We start from the raw sequence: 19,625 nt of genomic DNA, 5'->3' as shown, positions 1-19,625 counted from the left end.
TTTGGCTGATAAGACCAGCAATGAGCATACCGAAGTCGAGAACATCCAGGTCAATCTGGGCGATTTCGACTTCGCAGGGGATGATGCCGTTGTGCCTTTTCAGGTGGAAGGGCTCGACGTGCGTGGTCGCGCGGTTCAGCTTGGCGCGAGCATCGACGGTATTCTGAAACGCCATAATTATCCGGAAGAAGTGGCCCGCCTGCTGGCGGAAGCAACGGTGCTGACCGTATTGCTTGGCACTTCGCTAAAATTTGAAGGCAAGTTCATCTTCCAGACGCAATCCGACGGTCCCGTCGACATGCTGGTGGTTGACTTCCGCACGCCGCGTTCGGTGCGCGCCTATGCACGTTTCGACGAGGAAGGGTTGAAGGAGGCGGTTGCCGCTCACAAGACGAAGCCCGAGGAATTGCTTGGACGAGGCACACTCGCCTTCACCGTGGATCAGGGTGCTTACACCCAACGCTATCAAGGTATTGTTGCGCTTGATGGTTCGACGCTGGAAGAAATCGCCACGACCTATTTCCGTCAGTCGGAACAGATACCGACCGACCTGAAGTTGAGTGTTGCCAAGCTTGTCGAGCGTGGTGCCGATGGAAAGCCTGTCGAGCAGTGGCGCGCTGGTGGACTGATTATCCAGTTTCTGCCAGAATCCGAACTACGCGCGCGTATCCCCGATCTGCCGGGTGGGGATGAGGACGATGCCGAAGCCTCCTTCCATCCGGAAGACGACGCATGGGACGAAGCCCGCTCGCTGGTCGGCACGATAGAAAGCTCGGAGCTTACTGATCCGCAAGTCGGCTCGGAGCGGTTGCTATACCGCCTGTTCCATGAGCGTGGTGTGCGGGTGTTCGAATCTGTGTCTGTGCTGGACGAGTGCTCATGCTCGCGTGAAAAAATTTCCGGCGTGCTGTCAGGTTTTACAGCCGAGGAAATTGCGGAAAGCGCAGACAGTGGCAAGATTTCCGTGACCTGTGAATTCTGCTCGAAACTCTATGAGTTCGATTCGGCGGAGTTCAAGAAGTAATAGGCGGATGAATTTTTAGGGTAGGAATTTATCCCCAATTGAGGCTGAGCTGTTAATCTTCACAGGTCAACTGTGGAGATATGATATGCCTGACATTTGGTTACCAGTTACCCAGCAGAATCTCGAGATTGTGGCCGGCAGTCCACTCGATTTTTCGACGTTTCTATTGAATCCGGCGATTACCGAGGAGCGGCGGCTCATCGTTAATCCGGACGGTCACATCGCATTGCGCAGCGATCCTTCGGTTCCATATCGGCTGTTGTGTGGCACCATCGGGAGTATTCCAGACAGTGCGACGGCGGATAAGATGGCCGTCCAATTGCGCCGTCATGGATACAACAGTGTCCGGTTTCATTTTCTCGACCTTGCTTTGATGGACGGACAACTTCAGGATTTCGGATACCGACAGGATATTCTTGATCGATTCCGCTACTTCATGGCCGTATTGAAGCAGAATGGCATCTACTGGATCGTAGATGGCCTCACGTCCAACGCTGGAGCGTTGGGCAACATAACGGACCGCTGGGGAATTGATGGCAGGCTGAAGTTGAAGACGCATGTTGAAAATGCGGCTTTTGGCCACTGGCTGCGCTTTCAAGTCGATATATTCGGTACTGTCAATCCTTACACTGGGCTTGTGCCTTTCGAAGATCCGGCAATGGCGGTCGTTGTGCCGTTTAACGAGAATGGCTTGTCGTTTAATTCGTGGATTTATGCCGACGGCGATCTGCAGGCTTTGATTGAATTGCTGATGCCTTTCAACCTATGGCTTCGCGAACGCTACAGTACGACGGCTGGTCTGGTTAATGCATGGGGTGACGAACTGGCACCGAACGAGAATCTGGAGAGCAGCACCGTCGCTTTACCTGCAAATCGCTATGCCGGCTCGGTTAGACTGCGAGATTTTGCCCGTTTTCTCGTGGATATCGAAACACGCACCATGGAGAAGATGGGCGACTGTATTCGGGCTATGGGCTTCAAGGGCGTTGTGGCACCCTACAACAATTGGACAGGTATCCAACCGGCCCTGACGCGTGGCAATCAGTCAGCCGTTGCGATGAACACCTATCACGACTGGATTGGCAATGTATCGCCAGGTGGTCAGATACAGCAGGAGAGTTCGCTCGCCAATGCGGCGGAATATTTCCGTCTTGCGGCCTCCGCGCGCGTTTTGGGCAAGCCATTTGTGGTGACAGAATACGACCATATGTTCTGGAACCAGTTTCGGTATGAGGCTGGTCTGGCGATGCCTTCCTACGCCGCGCTTCAAGGATGGGATGTGCTTTGCCGCCACAGCAATGGAGCGTTGATCCTTGATTATGGCGGTAGCGACTTCAACGAACAATATATCCGCCCCTATAGAACTGCGCTCGATCCCGTTGCCCGTGCGGGTGAAACCCTGTCGGCACTGCTGTTTCGGCGCGGGGATGTCGCAAAGGCGGCTCATCAGGTCGTGGCGCAAATACAGGATGTCAGTAATCTGGTTGGATTGGACACACAGGAGCCGGACGCTGTTACCATCATGTCTTTGATGACGGGTTTCGCACAAGGAGATGCTGCACAAGCACCCGGAGCCGTATTGGTTGGCTCGCCCCGTCAGATAAATTCCCAAGCGGCGGCGATCACGTTCCTACGTAACAACGCCGTGCTGGAAGCTGGAAATCCGAGCACGGCGACTTCCGGTATCTATGCTAGCGATACTGGAGAGATCAGCCTCGACGCAGCTGCGAAGCAGATGAGAATTGTTACACAACATACGGAGGCCGTAGCCTTTGCATCGGTTAACCAGCCCATTTCTCTCGATCAGATGACTGTCTGGAGTGCTTCCGGCGCGAGCTTGTTCGCGGTCTCGTCGCTTGACGGACAAGCCGTGGCACAAAGCGGCAAACTTTTAATTATCATGGCTACGAATGCCCGAAATACCGGCATGACTTTTTCCGATATGGAACAGAAGATCGTCTCAAATTATGGGGCGCTACCTGTCGAAATCAAAGTCGAGTGGGTGCAATTCTCAATTCCAACTGATCGCCCATGGAGAATTTCTCCTATCAATCTCGACGGGACAGTGCAGCCACAAGTTGTATCTGGAGACGGAACTTCTCCAATAGGTGCACAGCTCTGGAACAATGTTTCCTCCCTGTCTGCATCACCTGGACCGACGACATATTTTTTGCTTGAACGTCTATAGGAGTTAAAAACGAGCGCTGGGTTTGGCGCTTGTTTTTAATTCGCTGTTCGCGATTTTACTTTGCCGACATGTCGAAGAATCTCTTTGAATCAAGGTATCCCGAAAGTGGTTTCATCCTTTTCGGGATGCGCTTTAATCATGCGAGATTTGGTTTCCGCTGATGGGTCGGTCTTACTGTAGTTGCAGACTTTTTATGCACGGTGCAGGCATGCAGCCGCAAACCCATGACCGCTGTAAGCACGCTGAACCAGACTGGTCCACGCGCGACGAAGAACGGGGTCTCTAGATTGGCGTAGAACATTATGAACAACCAGATCTGAAGATACATGAGCGCCAGGCTGGAGGAGTTACCTGATCGTTGTGCGCGGTGGAAATCGAGGAGTGGGCAGACCCCGATCCACCAGATCAGTGCAGCCAAGCCAATGAAACCCGTCGTAATCGTTATATTAAGATAGGCGTTATGTGCGTGGCCTGCGCGGGCCGCCCATGTTTCAATGTCGTATCCACCATTCACCAGCCGCGAGGTGCCCCAGAAAGCATCGTAGCCATAGCCTACCAGCGGATGTTCCGTAAGTTGCCTGATGGCGAATTTCCATATCTCGGTGCGGCCGGTGAAGGTGGGATCGGAGGCGAAGCTTTCGACGAGGCTTTTGGCTGAAGGAAAAAGGACAGTTCCCAACGTCAGATAAGCCATGATCAGAAGAGGGACATAAACCATCAGCGCTTTCACGGCGAGGCTTCGCGTTCGCACTAGGCAATATGCGAGGGTGAAGGCCAGTACTACCAGGCCGATAGAGGTCTTGTTATTTGTTCTGTACAGAAAAAAAAGCGCAAATATGGTGATTAGCGTCCCGCTGAGCCGGGCTTTTGACCGCCAAAGATACATGCCGTAGCAGCTCAACACCACCATTGCTGGCCCGGCGATGTTCTTATGGGCGAAATGTCCGCGCCACGAGCCGGCATTCGTCAACTCCAACACCTCCGCCAGATTGTGGATGGAGACGGCTGGCAAGAAGATCACGCCGAAATAGGCCAGTCCCAACACGAACAGAGAAAGCGGCTTGATGAGCCGGATGAAATGGTTTTCGTCCTCTGGCAGAAGGAGCCAGGCTAAAGCGGTAATAATGACTGTGACACTGAAAATATAGCGACGAAAAGAGAGATCAGGTTGGGTGGAAAGGATTACCGTTATGAATTGCCATCCCAGCAGTATAACAAAATACGGAAACAACACCGTACCAACCAGATTACGGTTCTGCCAGAGAACCGCGAGGCTAAGCGCGGTGAGCAGCAGCGAAAGCACCTGTTGCATCGCATTTCCCGCTTCCTGAGCGAGAAGAACATCCGGATTGCGCAGATCAATGAAAGGGGAGAGCGTGATCCAGTACAGACAAAAAATGCCAATGAACAGAATGTTTCTGTATGTTCTGCTCATATGCTATCCGTCGGGAAATAAGGTGAGAAACGCCTCAATTCAGTGTAGGTCGCAGGTCCGGCATGTCAAGCGAGAAGGCGGGAATATCAACCTCGAACAAGCTGCCGCCGTCGCCTTGCATCTGATAGCGTCCGACCATGACGCCTGACGTGGTGGTCAACGGGCATCCTGATGAATATTGAAAAGAGTCACCTGGTTCGAGAGTTGGCTGCTCGCCGACCACACCTGGCCCGCGCACTTCCTCGACGTATCCATTCGCATCAGTAATTTGCCAGTAACGTGAGCGGAGCTGCACAGTTTGCGTGGAGTTATTGGCAATCGTTATACGATAACCCCATACATAACGGTTTTCGTCGGGCTCGGACTGGTCTTCCAGATAGAAAGGTTCGACCGAAACTTCGATCCCTTGCGTTACCGCTCTATACATGTGCACCCGCCCTACATTCACATCGGCCTCGGCACCCTGCAATATGGCGAAGCCGGATCGCAATGGTGCTTGTTTATTGAACGGTTCGCCGGTTCTAGGACGCCGCTTTTAACCCACCTATCGCTAAAGTTGCGGAGGAGGTCAACAATTCGGAGCGGCAAATATGCGGCAATTGCCGAAATGTTCCGGCAATTGCATTGTTTGTGCTTCTGTTTGAAGCCTAAAAGCCACAGTATCGAGATATAGCGGCCTAGCGAGCGATCTTGAGGGCTGCTTCCACGTCGTCCATGAGGTCGTCGGTATCCTCAAGGCCGAGCGAGATTCGGAGAAGGCCGTCCGAGATACCGAGTTCAGCTTTCGCCTCGTCGCTAAGGTTCTTGTGCGTCGTGGTTGCTGGATGAGTAATAAGGCTTTTTGCATCACCCAGATTGTTGGAGATGCTGAAGACCTGCAACGCATTCTGGAACTTGAACGCTGCCTCCTTGCCGCCTTCCAGCTCCAGTGCAATGAGGGTCGAGCCACCCGTCATCTGTTTGGCGATAATGTCGGCCTGGGGGTGGTCGGCCCGTCCCGGATAGATCACGCGCTTCACGCCCTGTTTGTCTGCGAGGAAGTCAGCAACAGCGGCCGCTGATAACGTCTGCTGGCGTACACGTACGGCCAATGTTTCAAGGCCCTTCAGCATGATCCACGCATTGAACGGGCTTAGGCCCGGACCCGTATGACGGAAATAGTCCTGCAGGGTGTTTTCAACCCATTCACGGTCAGAGAGAACTACGCCGCCAAGGCAGCGTCCCTGACCGTCAATGTGTTTTGTTGCAGAATAAACAACGATATGCGCACCGAGCTCCAGTGGCTTCTGGAAAAGCGGTGTGGCGAAGACGTTATCGACGATGAGTTTGGCGCCTGCTTCGTTTGCGACCTGCGCGACGGCAGCAATGTCGATAATTTCGAGCGTCGGATTGGATGGGCTTTCAAGGAACATGACCTTGGTGTTCGGGCGAACAGCAGCTTTCCAGTTCTCAATATCGGAGCCGTCGATGATCGAGATTTCGACGCCATATTTCGGCAAGATCGTCTCAACGATGTAGCGACAAGAGCCGAAAACGGCGCGAGCGGAAATCACGTGATCGCCGGCCTGCACCTGGCACAGGATCGCAGCTGCCACTGCCGCCATACCGGAAGCGGTTGCACGTGCTTCTGCGGCACCTTCCAGCGCGCACATGCGCTTTTCGAACATGTCAGTAGTTGGATTAGCATAACGTGAATAGATGAAACCCGGATCCTCACCCTTGAAGCGCGCTTCGGCGGCTTCGGCATTCGGGTAAAGGAAACCCTGTGTCAGAAACATTGCTTCCGACATTTCAGCAAATCCGGAGCGCAGCGATCCGGCATGCACGAGCTCAGTTGCAGGGCGAAACTTGCGGGTATTCTCAGTCGTCATTTTTCCAACCTGTCGAAAGCTGGTCGGCCGGGGCAGGTTAAACGGGCCTCGGCGGCCAATAAAAAACCGGCCTTGCGAAAACGCAAAAGGCCGGTAACGAACCGCGGCCCTTTTTAGCGAATTCTTTAACGTGGCTGCAAGCCGGCCGGCCAAATCACCACGGAACACATTTCCATTATGCCTGTTGAGCAGAACCGTCAATGCCGAAACCACCTCATTTCAGGAAAAGCGCATCCCGCACGCCGTGTTAATGCTTGAATTCCTGCGGAAAACCCGGTTTCTAGCTGCCGGAAGGGTTGGCATTCTGCCCGCTAGCGGTCAATGGTCTTTGTCAAGCAATGCTTAGGCTACGGAGTATCGGGTTAATGATGCACAATGATGCTGGAATTCTGGCGGATGCGGATATTTCCGCGCTGTTTGAAAGCGGTTTGCTGGCGTCTCCACGCCCTCTTGATCCGGATCAGATACAGCCTGCAAGCCTTGATCTCAGGCTTGGCGCAAAAGCTTATCGTGTCCGCGCCTCCTTCATGCCGGGGCCCGGTACACCGGTCATGGAAAAGCTGGAACGACTGAAACTGCACGAGATCGACCTGACCGCAGGGGCAGTTCTTGAGACCGGCTGCGTTTATATCGTTCCGCTCCTCGAACGCCTGGCGCTGTCGCCGGACCTATCGGCATCGGCAAATCCGAAGAGCTCAACAGGGCGCCTCGATATCTTCACCCGCGTTATTGCTGACGGGGCACAGGAATTCGACAAGGTGCCTGCGGGATATAATGGCCCGCTTTATTTGGAAGTCAGCCCGCGCACATTCCCGATTGTTGTGCGCACGGGATCGCGCCTGTCGCAGATACGTTTCCGCAAGGGGCGTGCCCAGCTTGACGAGGCTGAACTCGCTGCACTGCATGATGCCGAAACACTGGTTGCAGCCGAGATGCCGAATATCTCCGGCGGCGGCATCGCCCTTTCGGTTGATCTTTCGGGTGGTCCTGACCGGCTGATCGGCTATCGCGGTAAGCATCACACGGCGGTTGTCGACGTCGACAAACGTGCGGCGCACGACGTTCTCGATTTTTGGGAACCGATCTATGATCGTGGCGCGCGTGAACTCGTGTTGGATCCGGATGAATTCTATATTCTCGTCTCACGCGAGGCCGTGCATGTTCCCCCGCTTTATGCGGCGGAAATGACGCCTTTCGATCCGCTGGTTGGCGAATTCCGCGTTCACTACGCAGGCTTCTTTGATCCGGGTTTCGGACATAGCGCTGCGGGTGGAACCGGCAGCCGCGCTGTTCTGGAAGTTCGCAGTCATGAGGTTCCGTTTATTCTGGAGCACGGGCAGATCGTCGGGCGTTTGGTTTACGAACACATGCTGCATCGCCCATCTGCGCTTTACGGTGTCGACCTTGGCTCCAACTATCAGGCGCAGCAGTTGAAGCTTTCCAAGCATTTTCGTTGACTATATCAGCCTCCTCCAAGCAGATATAATTAAAGATGGAGGAGACTGACCTAAGTGGTAACTGGAATCGAACGGGATCAGGACGGGAAGCGTCAAGTGGCAACGGATGCTCCACAGCGCAGGCTATCGGTCGGCATTGTTGCGCTGCCGGGTTTTACACTGAGTGCGCTGAGCCTTTTCCTCGATCCTTTTCGCCTGGCAGCAGATGATCGTGACAAGAGCCGTCAGATACGCTGTGCCTGGAAAATCTGCACGCTGTCAGGAGATCCGGTAACCTCTAGTTCCGGCATGGTCATCGAGCCAACTGCTCCTATCGGTGAACTTGACGATTGTGATTATGTTGCCGTTGTCGGCGGGCTGCTTGCACAGTATCGGCCAAGGCAGCAGACACTGATCGACCTCATCAAGCGCGCGGACCGACGCGGCAAGACGGTGGTTGGCCTGTGTACTGCAGCCTTCCTGCTGGCGGAAGCCAATCTCTTGCCAGATCGCAATTGTTGCGTCAGTTGGTTTCATCGCGACGATTTTCTGGAGCTTTTCGACGGTTATACAGCCGATACGACCAGTCTATTTCATCGTAGCGGAAGACATTTCACCTGTGCTGGCGGCCTTGGTACTGCCTCGCTGGCGCTTTCAATCATACAGAACGAGATTTCCGAGGAACTGGCGCGCAAGAGCGCATCTATCCTCATGATCCCCTATGAGCTCGTGCGTTCCGAACAGCCAGCCCTGAGTTTCAACGGTGTGCGCTCGCCAATGATCCGCAAGGCGATCCGTATTTTTGAGGAAACGCTGGAAGATCCGGTGCCGATGATCGACGTCGCACGGCGATTGGGGATTTCTGTCCGCCAGATGGAGCGTGGTTTCAAACTCGCCCTTGAGCGAACGGCATTCGAGGTTCGCGAAGAGCTTCGGGTCAAGAAAGCAAAAGAACTTTTGTCGGAAACAGGTCTGTCCCTTCTGGAAGTGGCTGTTGCGAGCGGCTTTACCGATACACGCAGCATGAACCGCTCATTTTCGCGGCAAAAGCAGAAACCTCCGCGCAATTACCGCAAACAGCGATAAACGAGTGCGGAGCTTGCGAAGGCTGCACGGACAGCCTATTTCTTGCGCGATGAATCTGTCGCTTTGACCAATAACCACTCAGGAGATTTGCATGTCGGATGGTGTGAACCGATTTCTTGGCGATACCCCCGCCCGTGTCCTGATCAAGCTGGTGCTGATCTCGCTGGTCGTCGGCGTGGTCATGAGCGCGTTTCACTGGACGCCCTATGATATTTTCTATGGTATCCGCGATTTCTTCCTGCGCCTCTGGAATATGGGCTTTTCGGCAATCTCAGGTTTTGTCGATTATCTGATCCTTGGTGCAGCAGTCGTCATTCCTGCCTTTATTTTGCTCCGTATCCTCAGCTACCGGAAATGAACTCAATTCGGTAATTGGATAGCTCAGACAGGCAATGCAACAGAAACATGGATTTACACTTAACCGGCGTGGTTTTCTGGTCCTCGCCGGTGGAGCGCTGGCGGTGTCGACCGTGCCGTTGAACATGGCGCTGGCTGTGGGAGACAATGACCCCACCCCGATTTTCAACGCTATTCGCAAGGCAAATGGTTTGCCTTTGATGACAACGGAAACCAAGCTTGAGCAGGCCGCGCTTTATCAAGCAAGGCGTATGGCGAGTTACGGAAAGATCGGCCACAGCGTCGGTTGGGGCAATGGCTTCGTCGCGCGACTGCGCCAGGCGGGTATCCGCGGGCCTGCAGCTGAAAATGTGGCATCGGGACAACGCGATACCCAAGCGGTCTTCGACGCATGGATGAAATCGCCGGGTCACCGCAAGAACATGCTCGATCCGACTTTCGAGCATTATGGCCTTGCCTGGGCCACGCCTGAAAACAAACCCACTTATATATATTGGGCTATGATGTTGGGTCTCTAACATCTCGTTTCTCCTGACAGTTCGCTGTCAGGAACTGCGACAATGCGGTGGCCGAATTATCTGTAGTTTCGATTGATTCCAGAGTAGATGATCTTCATCAGAGGGAATGCATTCGGGACAAGCATAATGGATCAGTCGCTGCAACGTGTTGGTGGCGTAACAAGGCCGTTCGACGTAACGCACCGGATGGTGATGCTGATCGCCATTCCCATGACGCTTGCTGCAATCACGACGCCGCTTCTCGGACTTGTGGACATGGGCGTTGTCGGCCAGATGGGACAGGCCGAGCTGATCGGCGGTCTGGCGATCGGCGCGCTGGTATTTGACTTCCTGCTATCGATGTTCAACTTCCTCCGCTCCGGCACGACTGGACTTGTGGCGCAGGCCGTGGGTGCGGAAGATGCAGTGGAAGAACAGGCGATCTTCTGGCGCGCAATCATTATCGCTGTGGTAGCCGGCAGTCTGATGATCCTGTGCCTGCCGATCATCATCGCTGTCTCGTCCACCTTCATGCATCCAACCTCCGCCACGCAGGAAGCCATGGCGACCTATGTGTCGATCCGCATGTTGTCGGCACCGGTTGCGCTGATCAATTATTCGATCCTCGGGCTGGTTCTTGGCCGCGGACAGGGCCTTGTCGGTCTCGGTCTTCAAGTGCTGCTCAATGGCATCAATATAGTGCTCTGCATCATCCTCGGTCTTGAATTGGGCTGGGGCGTCACGGGGGTTGCCTGGGCGACAGTGACTGGTGAAACCGTTGCCGCTCTCGTCGGCATGTTCATCGTGTTGAGGCATTTCCGCAAGGATGCGTCCCTGCGTCCGAACCGGGCACGCATCTTTCAGAAGCAAGGAATTTTGCGCATGTTCGCGGTCAATCGCGACATCATGATCCGTTCGCTCCTGCTTCTGACTGCCTTCGCGTTTTTTACGCGGGCGGGATCCGACCTTGGAACGGTCACGCTTGCGGCCAATGCCGTCTTGTTGAACTTCTTTCTCGTTGCCGGTTTCTTTTTGGACGGTATGGCGGCGGCTGCCGAACAGATTGTCGGCCGGTCGATCGGGGCGCGTTACAGCCCGGCCTTTGTACGGGGCGCCAAGCTCACTTTCATCTGGGGGCTGGTCATGGCGAGCATCATCGCCTTTTTCCTGCTGGTGTTCGGCGATGCGATCATTGGGCTTCTGTCCAAGGCTGAAGACGTTCATGCCGAGGCTCTGAAATATCTGCCATGGGCGGCGCTGACAGGCATTACGGGGCTGCTGGCCTTCCATATGGACGGGGTCTATATCGGCGCCACATGGTCGCGCGACATGCGCAACATGATGTTTCTGTCGCTCGCACTCTTTATGGTTGTTCTTTATGCGGCAAAGCCGGTGATGGGCAATCACGGGCTTTGGCTGGCTCTCAATCTGTTTCTGTCTATCCGCGGCGTTACGCTTCTGGCGATCCTGCCACGACGCTATCGTACAGAATTCATCGCTTAATCATGCAGACAGTTCGCGCAGGGCCCAGTCTTTGGTGTCCCGGTCGCGCAGTGCGGCGATGTTTGTAACGCCCTCACGTTTTACAGCGGCGGACAGGCCGCGTACGATTTCAGCAGGCAGGTTCGGGCCGCGATAGATCAGGCCCGTATAAAGCTGGACGAGATCGGCGCCTGCCTTGATCTTCGTCAGCGCTGTCTCGGCGCTATCCACGCCGCCGACACCGATCAGCGGCATGTCAGGACCGACGCGCTCGCGCATCCGGGCAAGGACGATGGTGGAACGGTCGAAAAGTGGGGCACCGGAAAGCCCACCTGTTTCATCACGATTTTCTGCGCTTTTCAGTCCGGCGCGTGAAAGTGTTGTATTGGATATGATGATGCCGTCCAGCTTCTGTTCGGTTGCCTCGGCGGCTATATCGTCCAGTTCTTCATTGGCCAGATCGGGCGCGATCTTGAGGAAAACCGGACGCTTCAGCGTGCACATCTTGCCTTCTTCGTTTCGGGCTTCCAGTACCCGGCTCAACAATTCACGCAGGCTGTCGCGAGCCTGAAGATTGCGCAGACCGGGAGTGTTGGGCGAAGAGATGTTGACCGTGAAATAACGTGCCAGCTGATAGAAGCGGCGAATACCGGCAACATAATCCGCAATGCGGTCGTCGGCATCCTTGTTGGCGCCGATGTTGACGCCCACGATACCGCTCTTGCCTGCGCGTTGCGACAGACGTTTAAAAGCTGCATCATGGCCTTCATTGTTGAAGCCAAGACGATTGATGACCGCTTTATCATCCACGAGGCGGAAAATGCGCGGACGCGGATTGCCGCTTTGAGGGCGCGGTGTGATGGTGCCGATTTCCGTGAAGCCGAAGCCGAGTTTCAGCAATGCGTCCGGGACTTCGGCGTTCTTGTCATAGCCCGCTGCCATGCCGAGCGGATTTGGAAACTGCAGGCCCGCAACCTTGACGGAAAGAGCCAGATCGTTTGGCGCACTGCAGGTGACAAGACCTGTCTTCAGGCCAGCGATGGAAAGGCCATGTGCCTGTTCCGCGTCGAAGGCGAAGAGAGCACGTCGCCCGAGAGTTTCAAAAAGCCCGCTCATTAATCTTCCAGCTCCGGAAAAATGTGAAGACCATCTTCGCCCAGTGGCAAGGGTTCAACCTTTAAAACCGCTGCAAGCGGCAGTTCGCCATAAAGATGAGGAAACAAAGCTCCGCCGCGTGAAACTTCAAACTTCAACGCTGCTCCAAGCGCGGAAGCGTTCACACTGATCAGGAGCAGATTCTGTTGGCCCGCAAAATGTTTGGCGGTCGTTTCTCGCATCTGCGTTGCAGTAGAGAAATGGATATAGCCATCGGCAATATCAACCGGAGCCCCGGTAAAACTGCCAGCCTGTTCTGCTTGTGCCCAAAGGTCGCGCGGAGCGATCTTATAGATGATCTCATTGGTCATGGCTGCTCTCTAGACTGAAATTCTTCGGAAATCAAAGTCCCGCATGTTCGATTTTCGTCGTAAACGTCCCATATGATGGGGACATCTCAAAGAGAAACTGAAGGGAATTGCATTATGTTGAACAGAAAGACACTGATGGTTCGCAATCTGGCTGCTGTTGCTCTTCTCGGTTCAGCGTTTGCACCGGCCAATGCTCTTGCGCAGGAAAACGGGCGCTATCGGCTGGAAGGCACGGAAACCGGTTATGTCCGTCTGGACACACGAACCGGGGCGCTATCGACCTGTACCGAGCAGCAGGGACAGCTTATCTGCAAGATGGCGACCGAAGATCGCGAAGCTTATGAGAACGACATTGCCGACTTGCGGGATCGCGTGAAGAAGCTTGAAGACAAGGTTTCTGCCCTCGAAGGGAAGGGCGGGAGTGCCGCTTCGGGGCTCCCGACCGAACAGGAGTTCGAGCAGTCCATGAGCTATATGGAACGCTTCATGCGCCGTTTCATGGATATTGCTAGAAGTTTCGATAGCGAGCCCGAAAGCCCGAGTGGTGGAATGACACCTGGCGGTCGAACCTGAGACGATAAAGGAAAAAGGCGCCATGCGGCACCTTTTCATTATTGAGCGAAACGCTTTGTCGCCTCGATCAGTTCATGGGTGATACCAGGCTCGGTGACGGCGTGCCCTGCATCCTCGACGGTTCTGAGATCGGCTTCGGGCCACATTTTCTTCAACTGCCAAGCGTTGATAAATGGCGTGCAGATATCATAGCGACCGTGAACAATCACGCCCGGAATATGCCGGATGCGATCCACATTGCGCAGAAGCTGGTCATCGGAATCGAGGAAACCGCGGTTCTGGAAATAGTGGCATTCGATACGCGCAAAGGCGATGGCGTATTGGTCTTCACCGAAGGCATCGACGCGGGCCGGGTCGGGCAGAAGCGAAATGACAGAGCCTTCCCAACGCGCCCAGCGTCGTGCTGCTTCAAGCTGTACCTGTGGGTCACGATCAGTCAGGCGCTTGTAATAAGCGGCGATCATGTCGCCGCGCTCGGCTTCGGGTATATGCTCCTGATAAGCCTCAAAATGGTCCGGAAATAGAATGCTTGCACCGTTGGAATACATCCAGTCGACTTCGAAACGGCGGATCATGAAGATGCCGCGCAGAACAAGCTCAGCCACGCGATCCGGATGGGATTGCGCATAGGCAAGACCGAGGGTTGATCCCCAGGAGCCACCGAAAACCTGCCACTTCTCGATGCCGAGATGCGCGCGAATATGCTCCATATCCGCCACAAGATCCCAGGTCGTGTTTTCACGCAGTTCCGCATGCGGGGTCGAACGACCGCATCCGCGCTGGTCGAACAGGATGATGCGATAGCGCTCTGGATCGTGCAGGCGGCGCATGGTTGGCGTGATGCCGCCGCCGGGGCCGCCATGGATCATGATGACCGGCCTGCCGTCCGGATTGCCGCATTGCTCGACGTGGATTCGATGCAGCGGAGAAACCTGAAGCATCTCTTCCTTGAACGGTTGGATTTCTGGATAAAGCGTATTGCGCGTCATGAAATGCCTTTTTGGTTCCCTTCCATTCAGCTGGTCGGGCCGCTCTTATGTTATTTTCACCGCACAGCCTAACATACAATGCGGCCAGATGGCGGCAATGAGTAATGTGAAAAGGGGTTAGCAACGTGAATTTTGGTTGCCCGAGCCAAAAAACGGCATAAAACGGAATTATTGGCTAATTGGCTTGCACCGCGAGGGGAGGAGACCTGAAACAATGGCGCGCGAGGCACATGCATTTCATCATCGCTGACGATCACCCGCTTTTCCGGGGAGCACTCAGGCAGGTTCTTTCGGGACAGTCACAGAGTGTCGAAATCATCGAAGTCGGCGATTTTGACGCCGTCAAGAAACTGATTGGCGAGCGAGAGGATATCGATCTTCTCTTGTTGGATTTGACGATGCCGGGGGGAACCGGGCTTTCCGGTCTGGTGACGTTGAAGGCCTTGCAGCCTGCACTTCCGGTCATCATCGTTTCGGCGACCGACGATGCCGCTACGATCCGTCACGCAGTCGAACTCGGCGCTTCGGGCTTCATCTCGAAATCCGCCAGCATGGAAACTATTGGCGAGGCCGTTCGTGCCGTTTTGTCTGGTGATATCTGGATGCCAGCTGATATTGAGCTGGATCATCCGCACGACCCAGAAATCGAGGCTCTCATTGCGCGGCTGCGTACATTGACGCCACAGCAGACACGCGTGCTGACCATGCTTGCTGAAGGTCTGCTGAACAAGCAGATTGCCTATGAGCTTGGTGTGTCAGAAGCCACGGTCAAGGCACATGTTTCCGCAGTGCTGCAGAAACTGGGGGTCGACAGCCGCACGCAGGCGGTCATTCTTCTGTCACGCATCGGCAATGATGCCTTGAGTGCGGATTGAACAACGGCCAATTACTGAGCGGCATTCTGCGCCGATTTTTGATCCTGCCTCGCATGATGAAAATGCGATAGCAGGGAACGGAGCGCAGCAGGCCGAAGTGGCTTGTGTAAAACCGTGACGTTGTCATCTTCGGCACGCTGACGGACTTCCTTGGAACGGTCGGCTGTCAGCAGGATGGCCGGTATCTCTGCCTGAAATGTCTCGCGTGCAAAGCCGATCATATCGAGACCGTTTTCGTTCAACAGATGGTAATCCGCGACGATCACATCAGGAGCGATGTGGTCGGCGCAATAGTTCTTCAATGCTGTTCCACTGTGCAACGTCGTTACCCGACAGCTCCAGCCGTTAAGCAATGTCTCCATTCCAGACAGGATGTTGGCGTCATTATCGATGCAGAGAACATCAAGCCCGGTTAGTTCCAGCGCTTTCTGCAACCCTCGGCGGCTTTTCACTTCATCGGCGGGCACTTTTTCCTGCGAGACAGGGATGCGCAAGGTAAACATGGTTCCCTTATTTGGTGTCGATGACAGTGATAACGGCAGCGAAAGCAGCCTTGCGATACGGTCGACGATTGAGAGACCCAACCCCAGCCCTTCCGCTTCCCGCATGCCCTCATCCAGTCGTGTGAATTCCCGGAAGACAAGTTTCAGCTTTTGCGGCGGAATGCCGATGCCTGTATCGAGTACCTGCAACTCCACAAAAGCTCCACGACGCCGGACGCCGAGCAGAATACCGCCCTTGCGGCTATACTTGATCGAATTGGAAACAAGGTTCTGGATCAGGCGCCGCAGCATGTTACGGTCAGTTTTGATGACGATGCTTGACGGCACGACGCGCAACGTCAGCCCCTTCGCGGCAGCGAGAGGAGTAAAATCGGTTGCAATCTGACTCATCAGCTTGTCGAGGCGAAACACCGAGACGTCGGGCTTGAGCGCCCCGGTGTCCAGCCGGGAAATATCAAGCACCATACCCAGAATAGCTTCCACAGCCTCCAGCGAGGAATCGATATTACGTGCGAATTCGCTCGTTTCGGAGCGCCCGAGTTTTTCGGCAAGCGCGGTACTGTACAATCTTGCTGCGTTCAGCGGTTGCAGAATGTCGTGGCCGGCTGCCGCTAGAAAGCGTGTCTTTCCCTGATTGGCCTCTTCTGCTGCCGATTGAGCCTTGGCAAGCTGCTGGTTGACGCGGGTCAGTTCTGCCGTGCGGTCAGCCACACGCTGCTCCAGCATTTCTGCCGCCTTCTGGCGCGTGACATCGGCTTCGACTGCCGCCGTGATATCGGTATATGTTGCGACAATGCCGCCATCCGGCATGGGGTTCGATTGGATTTCCAGCACCTTGCCCGTTGATTTCATGTTGATGCGCCATGGCTGGCGTACTGCTGCGAGCGAGCGGACGACGCTGTTCTGGGCGTTGAACAATATATCGCCGCGGCGGTGCAGTTGTTCCACGATTTCCGAAACGGGTATCCCGACCTGCATCACTTCATCTGGAAGATCGAAAAGCTTGCGGAACTGCCGGTTCCAGAATGTCAGTCGCAGATCCTTGTCGAAAACGGTGATGCCTTGTTCCATCTGATCGAGGGCAGTTTGCAGAAGATCACGGTTCTGCTGCAAAGCGGTCGAAGCATCGTCAAGGAGCTGTCGTGCATCACGTCCAGACGCATCGCTCTTCTGCAACAGCAGTGATAAGACAAGGCGCGCCGATGCGGAGCCGACAGCCGTACCGAGCAGTTGCTCCGCGTGGCGGATCAGCGGCGTGTCGACGGTCATGCCCGGATCAAGTCGCCTCTGTTCCCTTCCTTCAAATCGAAGAAAAGCGCGCTCGACGCGTTCCGCACCGAGATAGCGCGCCATGGTGGCTTTCAGTTCCGCGACGGTGACGGTGGTACGGAAGCGCTTGAGCGTCGGCGTGCCTATGAAATAGCGCGGCAGGAAGATACTTGCCTGGATGCGCTCGAGCGGCGTCGAAGCGCGCGAAAGGGAACCGAGGATGTAGAACAGCGTATTGGCCGCTAGGCTCCACAACACGCCATTGGTCAATGGGAGAGCATTGGTTCCGAAAAGTGCTTCGGGACGCAGTGCCGTAAAGCCGAGGAAGCCGTCGCGCAGAATGGCGGCATTTTCCGGCGCCATGGTTGGCAGCAGCAATGTGTAGGCCCAAACCAGAAATCCCGCCGTCAGACCCAGCATGGCACCGCGCCCATTCGCATTACGCCAGAACAACCCGCCAATGAAGGCCGGAACAAACTGGGCAATTGCAGCAAAGGAAACGAAGCCGATCGATGCAAGATGGATGTTGTTGGAGGTAAACCGATAATAGGCAAATGCGAATGCCAGAATGCCGATAATGGTGAGGCGGCGTGTGTTCAAAATGACCTTGGTCAGGTCGCGCTGTTCTGCAGCATGTTGCTTCGCCAGTCGCCGGATGAAGAGCGGCAGTACCAGATGATTGGAGATCATAATCGAAAGCGCAACGCAGGCGACGATGACCATCGCTGTTGCTGCCGACAACCCTCCGAGAAAAGCCACGAGTGCGAGCCAATGAGCGTCTGCTGCCAGCGGTAAAGCCAAAACGTACAAATCTCCGCTGACATTGCCTCCGAGCGTCATCACGCCGATCAAAGCGATGGGAAATACGAAGATATTGATGAGGACCAGATAAAGCGGGAAGAGCCAGGAAGCTGTTCGCAGTTCCTTTTCACTCCGGCTTTCCACTACGGTCACATGGAACTGTCGCGGCAGCATGATGATGGCGGCAGCACTGAGTGCGCTTTGTACGATCCATGTGCCGACAGATGTCTGATAGTGGAACGCTTCCAGCGCTTCTGGTGATTGTGATATTTGATTGATCAGTTGGGATGGGGCACCGAACAGAAAAAAGGTGCATGCAAAGCCAACGGTCAGGAAGGCGCAAAGCTTGATGACGGATTCCAGAGCCACGGCTAGAATAAGGCCGTTCTGATGTTCCGTGGCGTCGGTATGGCGAGTGCCGAAGAGGATAGCAAAGACAGCCAACACAGCGGCAACGGGCAGGGAAATATCGCCGAATATGAATACTGACGGGTCGACGGTCGATCCGTAATGCTCCATGACCAGGCCGACACTGCCGGAAACTGCTTTGAGCTGCAGCGCGATATAGGGAATCGAGCCGACGGCTGCAATACAGGTCGCAAGAGAGGCTACACCGAAGCTCTTTCCGTAGCGGGCAGCGAGAAAGTCGGCGATTGAGGTGATATGCTCGGATTTCGCCAGTCGCGCGATATGCCGCAGAAGCCTGTTGCCGAGCGTAAAGACGAGAATGGGGCCGATATAGATTCCAAGGAACTCAAGACCGCGCTGGGCCGATAAGCCGACAGAGCCGAAGAAGGTCCAGGAGGTGCAGTAAACGGCCAGACTGAGCGCATAGATGTAGGGACGCGGAGCACTGTTCCAGCGCGAGGTGCGCCGGTCGCCGAGGCTGGCTACTGCAAAAAGCAGCAGCAAGTATAAAAAGGCGGCGCCAATAATACCCCAGCCCTGCATAGCCGGCTTGTTCCCTCACTTCTCGATCTTTATTTGACGCAAGCACTTTCGGTGCTTTCGTGCAAGATTATTGATGAAAAACAGTGCGTTTTAGCGGTTTCATCTTTTCTTTGGTAATTTTCGTCTACACACTAGGAGTGTGATCCTGAAAAGTGCACGTCATTTGTCAGGAACACATTTGAAAAGGCAGAGCGATTTTCAGTTTCGCTATCTGGGATAGGCCCTGCCATCCATTGCCAGTTTATCTGGTGCCCAGGTTGATTTGGCGAACGCCACCGCGGCAGGACGGCCCGAGCGGTCTGCGTTCGTGAGGGAGACAGGTAATGCTAAAGGAATTCAAGGAATTCGCCCTGAAGGGCAATATGGTCGATTTGGCCATCGGTGTGATCATTGGCGGAGCGTTCGGCGGCCTCGTCAATTCCATCGTCAACGATATCATCATGCCGATCATCGGTCTGATCACTGGCGGTATCGATTTTTCGAATATGTTCATACAGCTGGCAGGTGAACCCAAGGCCACGCTGGCCGCTGCCCGTGAAGCCGGTGCGACCATTGCCTACGGCAATTTCGTCACGCTTCTCATCAACTTCCTGATCATCGCATGGGTATTGTTCCTTGTGGTGAAAGGGATGAACCGTATGAAGAAGAAGGAAGAGGCAAAGCCGGAACCGGAAGCGCCGCGCGAAGAGGTCCTGCTGACCGAAATCCGCGATCTTCTGGCAAAGCAGAAAGGCTGACCCATCCAGAACTGGCGAATGAAAGCGGAGTCTTCGGGCTCCGTTTTTTGTTGATCCATAAATACGCTTGATCGGACCATCACAA

General features: G+C 54.8%; 17 protein-coding genes and 1 riboswitch. Of the genes, 10 read left to right on the top strand and 7 right to left on the bottom strand.

All coding sequences use genetic code 11. The annotated features are described in order from the left end of the window. The first annotated feature begins 1 nt into the window (after position 1). Both AAE521_RS05800 and AAE521_RS05795 read left to right on the top strand, forming a co-directional pair. Complete coding sequence (locus AAE521_RS05800; RefSeq protein WP_342060716.1) at positions 2-1,024, top strand: Hsp33 family molecular chaperone; 1,023 nt, start codon at positions 2-4, stop codon at positions 1,022-1,024. Positions 1,025-1,109: 85 nt separating this feature from the next. After that, positions 1,110-3,212, top strand: coding sequence for a glycoside hydrolase (locus tag AAE521_RS05795; RefSeq protein ID WP_342060715.1), 2,103 nt, complete (start codon positions 1,110-1,112; stop codon positions 3,210-3,212). Positions 3,213-3,348: 136 nt separating this feature from the next. Here the strand turns inward: AAE521_RS05795 and AAE521_RS05790 are convergent, their stop codons facing one another. From AAE521_RS05790 to AAE521_RS05780, 3 genes are all read right to left on the bottom strand, one after another. Continuing rightward, positions 3,349-4,647, bottom strand: coding sequence for an O-antigen ligase family protein (locus AAE521_RS05790; RefSeq protein ID WP_071631962.1), 1,299 nt, complete (start codon positions 4,645-4,647; stop codon positions 3,349-3,351). A 34-nt stretch (positions 4,648-4,681) separates the two neighbouring features. Then, on the bottom strand, positions 4,682-5,074 hold the full coding sequence (gene apaG / locus AAE521_RS05785; RefSeq protein WP_084094192.1) for a Co2+/Mg2+ efflux protein ApaG: 393 nt from the start codon (positions 5,072-5,074) through the stop codon (positions 4,682-4,684). 250 nt (positions 5,075-5,324) lie between these two features. Beyond that, positions 5,325-6,518: an O-succinylhomoserine sulfhydrylase gene (locus AAE521_RS05780; RefSeq protein ID WP_342060714.1), complete on the bottom strand. Its 1,194-nt coding sequence runs from the start codon at positions 6,516-6,518 to the stop codon at positions 5,325-5,327. 91 nt (positions 6,519-6,609) lie between these two features. Then, positions 6,610-6,689, bottom strand: a riboswitch (SAM riboswitch). A 194-nt stretch (positions 6,690-6,883) separates the two neighbouring features. Between AAE521_RS05780 and AAE521_RS05775 the strand changes: the two genes are divergently transcribed. From AAE521_RS05775 to AAE521_RS05755, 5 genes are all read left to right on the top strand, one after another. After that, entirely contained in the window at positions 6,884-7,975 is a 1,092-nt protein-coding gene (locus AAE521_RS05775; protein WP_071631964.1) for a 2'-deoxycytidine 5'-triphosphate deaminase, read from the top strand. A 54-nt stretch (positions 7,976-8,029) separates the two neighbouring features. Further along, positions 8,030-9,040 (top strand): GlxA family transcriptional regulator, encoded by a 1,011-nt coding sequence (locus AAE521_RS05770; protein ID WP_071631965.1) that lies wholly within the window; start codon positions 8,030-8,032, stop codon positions 9,038-9,040. A 91-nt stretch (positions 9,041-9,131) separates the two neighbouring features. Further along, positions 9,132-9,398 (top strand): DUF6460 domain-containing protein, encoded by a 267-nt coding sequence (locus AAE521_RS05765; RefSeq protein WP_010658222.1) that lies wholly within the window; start codon positions 9,132-9,134, stop codon positions 9,396-9,398. A gap of 34 nt (positions 9,399-9,432) precedes the next feature. Then, entirely contained in the window at positions 9,433-9,915 is a 483-nt protein-coding gene (locus tag AAE521_RS05760) for a CAP domain-containing protein (RefSeq protein ID WP_071631966.1), read from the top strand. Positions 9,916-10,041: 126 nt separating this feature from the next. After that, complete coding sequence (locus AAE521_RS05755) at positions 10,042-11,397, top strand: MATE family efflux transporter (protein WP_071631967.1); 1,356 nt, start codon at positions 10,042-10,044, stop codon at positions 11,395-11,397. Here the strand turns inward: AAE521_RS05755 and AAE521_RS05750 are convergent, their stop codons facing one another. Continuing rightward, on the bottom strand, positions 11,398-12,492 hold the full coding sequence (locus tag AAE521_RS05750; protein ID WP_071631968.1) for a quinone-dependent dihydroorotate dehydrogenase: 1,095 nt from the start codon (positions 12,490-12,492) through the stop codon (positions 11,398-11,400). After that, complete coding sequence (locus AAE521_RS05745; protein WP_071631969.1) at positions 12,492-12,842, bottom strand: DUF952 domain-containing protein; 351 nt, start codon at positions 12,840-12,842, stop codon at positions 12,492-12,494. Before AAE521_RS05745 ends, AAE521_RS05750 begins: the two co-directional genes overlap by 1 nt. Before the next feature lie 114 nt (positions 12,843-12,956). Between AAE521_RS05745 and AAE521_RS05740 the strand changes: the two genes are divergently transcribed. Next, complete coding sequence (locus AAE521_RS05740) at positions 12,957-13,415, top strand: hypothetical protein (protein ID WP_071631970.1); 459 nt, start codon at positions 12,957-12,959, stop codon at positions 13,413-13,415. Between the two features lie 38 nt (positions 13,416-13,453). On the opposite strand, the gene pip is transcribed toward AAE521_RS05740, so the two are convergent. Further along, positions 13,454-14,404: a prolyl aminopeptidase gene (gene pip / locus AAE521_RS05735; protein WP_071631971.1), complete on the bottom strand. Its 951-nt coding sequence runs from the start codon at positions 14,402-14,404 to the stop codon at positions 13,454-13,456. 230 nt (positions 14,405-14,634) lie between these two features. Between pip and AAE521_RS05730 the strand changes: the two genes are divergently transcribed. Then, complete coding sequence (locus tag AAE521_RS05730; RefSeq protein WP_071631972.1) at positions 14,635-15,279, top strand: response regulator transcription factor; 645 nt, start codon at positions 14,635-14,637, stop codon at positions 15,277-15,279. A gap of 11 nt (positions 15,280-15,290) precedes the next feature. Here AAE521_RS05730 and AAE521_RS05725 read toward each other — a convergent pair whose 3' ends face one another. Further along, positions 15,291-18,803, bottom strand: coding sequence for a PAS domain-containing hybrid sensor histidine kinase/response regulator (locus AAE521_RS05725; protein WP_071631973.1), 3,513 nt, complete (start codon positions 18,801-18,803; stop codon positions 15,291-15,293). Positions 18,804-19,126: 323 nt separating this feature from the next. On the opposite strand from AAE521_RS05725, the gene mscL reads away from it, so the two are divergent. After that, a complete protein-coding gene (gene mscL / locus AAE521_RS05720) occupies positions 19,127-19,540 on the top strand; it encodes a large conductance mechanosensitive channel protein MscL (RefSeq protein WP_071631974.1) in 414 nt (137 codons plus the stop codon). Positions 19,541-19,625: the final 85 nt, after the last annotated feature.

This window comes from Brucella cytisi (assembly GCF_038433355.1).
Taxonomy (GTDB): Bacteria; Pseudomonadota; Alphaproteobacteria; order Rhizobiales; family Rhizobiaceae; genus Brucella; species Brucella cytisi.
This window is presented reverse-complemented; position numbering and strand designations above follow the sequence as displayed.

Excerpts from the sequence above, each read along its gene's own strand:
- AAE521_RS05740 (WP_071631970.1), top strand. The coding sequence starts at position 12,957 with ATGTTGAACAGAAAGACACTGATGGTTCGCAATCTGGCTGCTGTTGCT.
- AAE521_RS05765 (WP_010658222.1), top strand. The coding sequence starts at position 9,132 with ATGTCGGATGGTGTGAACCGATTTCTTGGCGATACCCCCGCCCGTGTC.
- AAE521_RS05780 (WP_342060714.1), bottom strand. The coding sequence starts at position 6,518 with ATGACGACTGAGAATACCCGCAAGTTTCGCCCTGCAACTGAGCTCGTG.
- apaG (WP_084094192.1), bottom strand. The coding sequence starts at position 5,074 with ATGTATAGAGCGGTAACGCAAGGGATCGAAGTTTCGGTCGAACCTTTC.
- AAE521_RS05725 (WP_071631973.1), bottom strand. The coding sequence starts at position 18,803 with ATGCAGGGCTGGGGTATTATTGGCGCCGCCTTTTTATACTTGCTGCTG.
- AAE521_RS05750 (WP_071631968.1), bottom strand. The coding sequence starts at position 12,492 with ATGAGCGGGCTTTTTGAAACTCTCGGGCGACGTGCTCTCTTCGCCTTC.
- AAE521_RS05755 (WP_071631967.1), top strand. The coding sequence starts at position 10,042 with ATGGATCAGTCGCTGCAACGTGTTGGTGGCGTAACAAGGCCGTTCGAC.
- pip (WP_071631971.1), bottom strand. The coding sequence starts at position 14,404 with ATGACGCGCAATACGCTTTATCCAGAAATCCAACCGTTCAAGGAAGAG.
- AAE521_RS05745 (WP_071631969.1), bottom strand. The coding sequence starts at position 12,842 with ATGACCAATGAGATCATCTATAAGATCGCTCCGCGCGACCTTTGGGCA.
- AAE521_RS05760 (WP_071631966.1), top strand. The coding sequence starts at position 9,433 with ATGCAACAGAAACATGGATTTACACTTAACCGGCGTGGTTTTCTGGTC.
- AAE521_RS05790 (WP_071631962.1), bottom strand. The coding sequence starts at position 4,647 with ATGAGCAGAACATACAGAAACATTCTGTTCATTGGCATTTTTTGTCTG.
- AAE521_RS05795 (WP_342060715.1), top strand. The coding sequence starts at position 1,110 with ATGCCTGACATTTGGTTACCAGTTACCCAGCAGAATCTCGAGATTGTG.
- mscL (WP_071631974.1), top strand. The coding sequence starts at position 19,127 with ATGCTAAAGGAATTCAAGGAATTCGCCCTGAAGGGCAATATGGTCGAT.
- AAE521_RS05775 (WP_071631964.1), top strand. The coding sequence starts at position 6,884 with ATGATGCACAATGATGCTGGAATTCTGGCGGATGCGGATATTTCCGCG.
- AAE521_RS05730 (WP_071631972.1), top strand. The coding sequence starts at position 14,635 with ATGCATTTCATCATCGCTGACGATCACCCGCTTTTCCGGGGAGCACTC.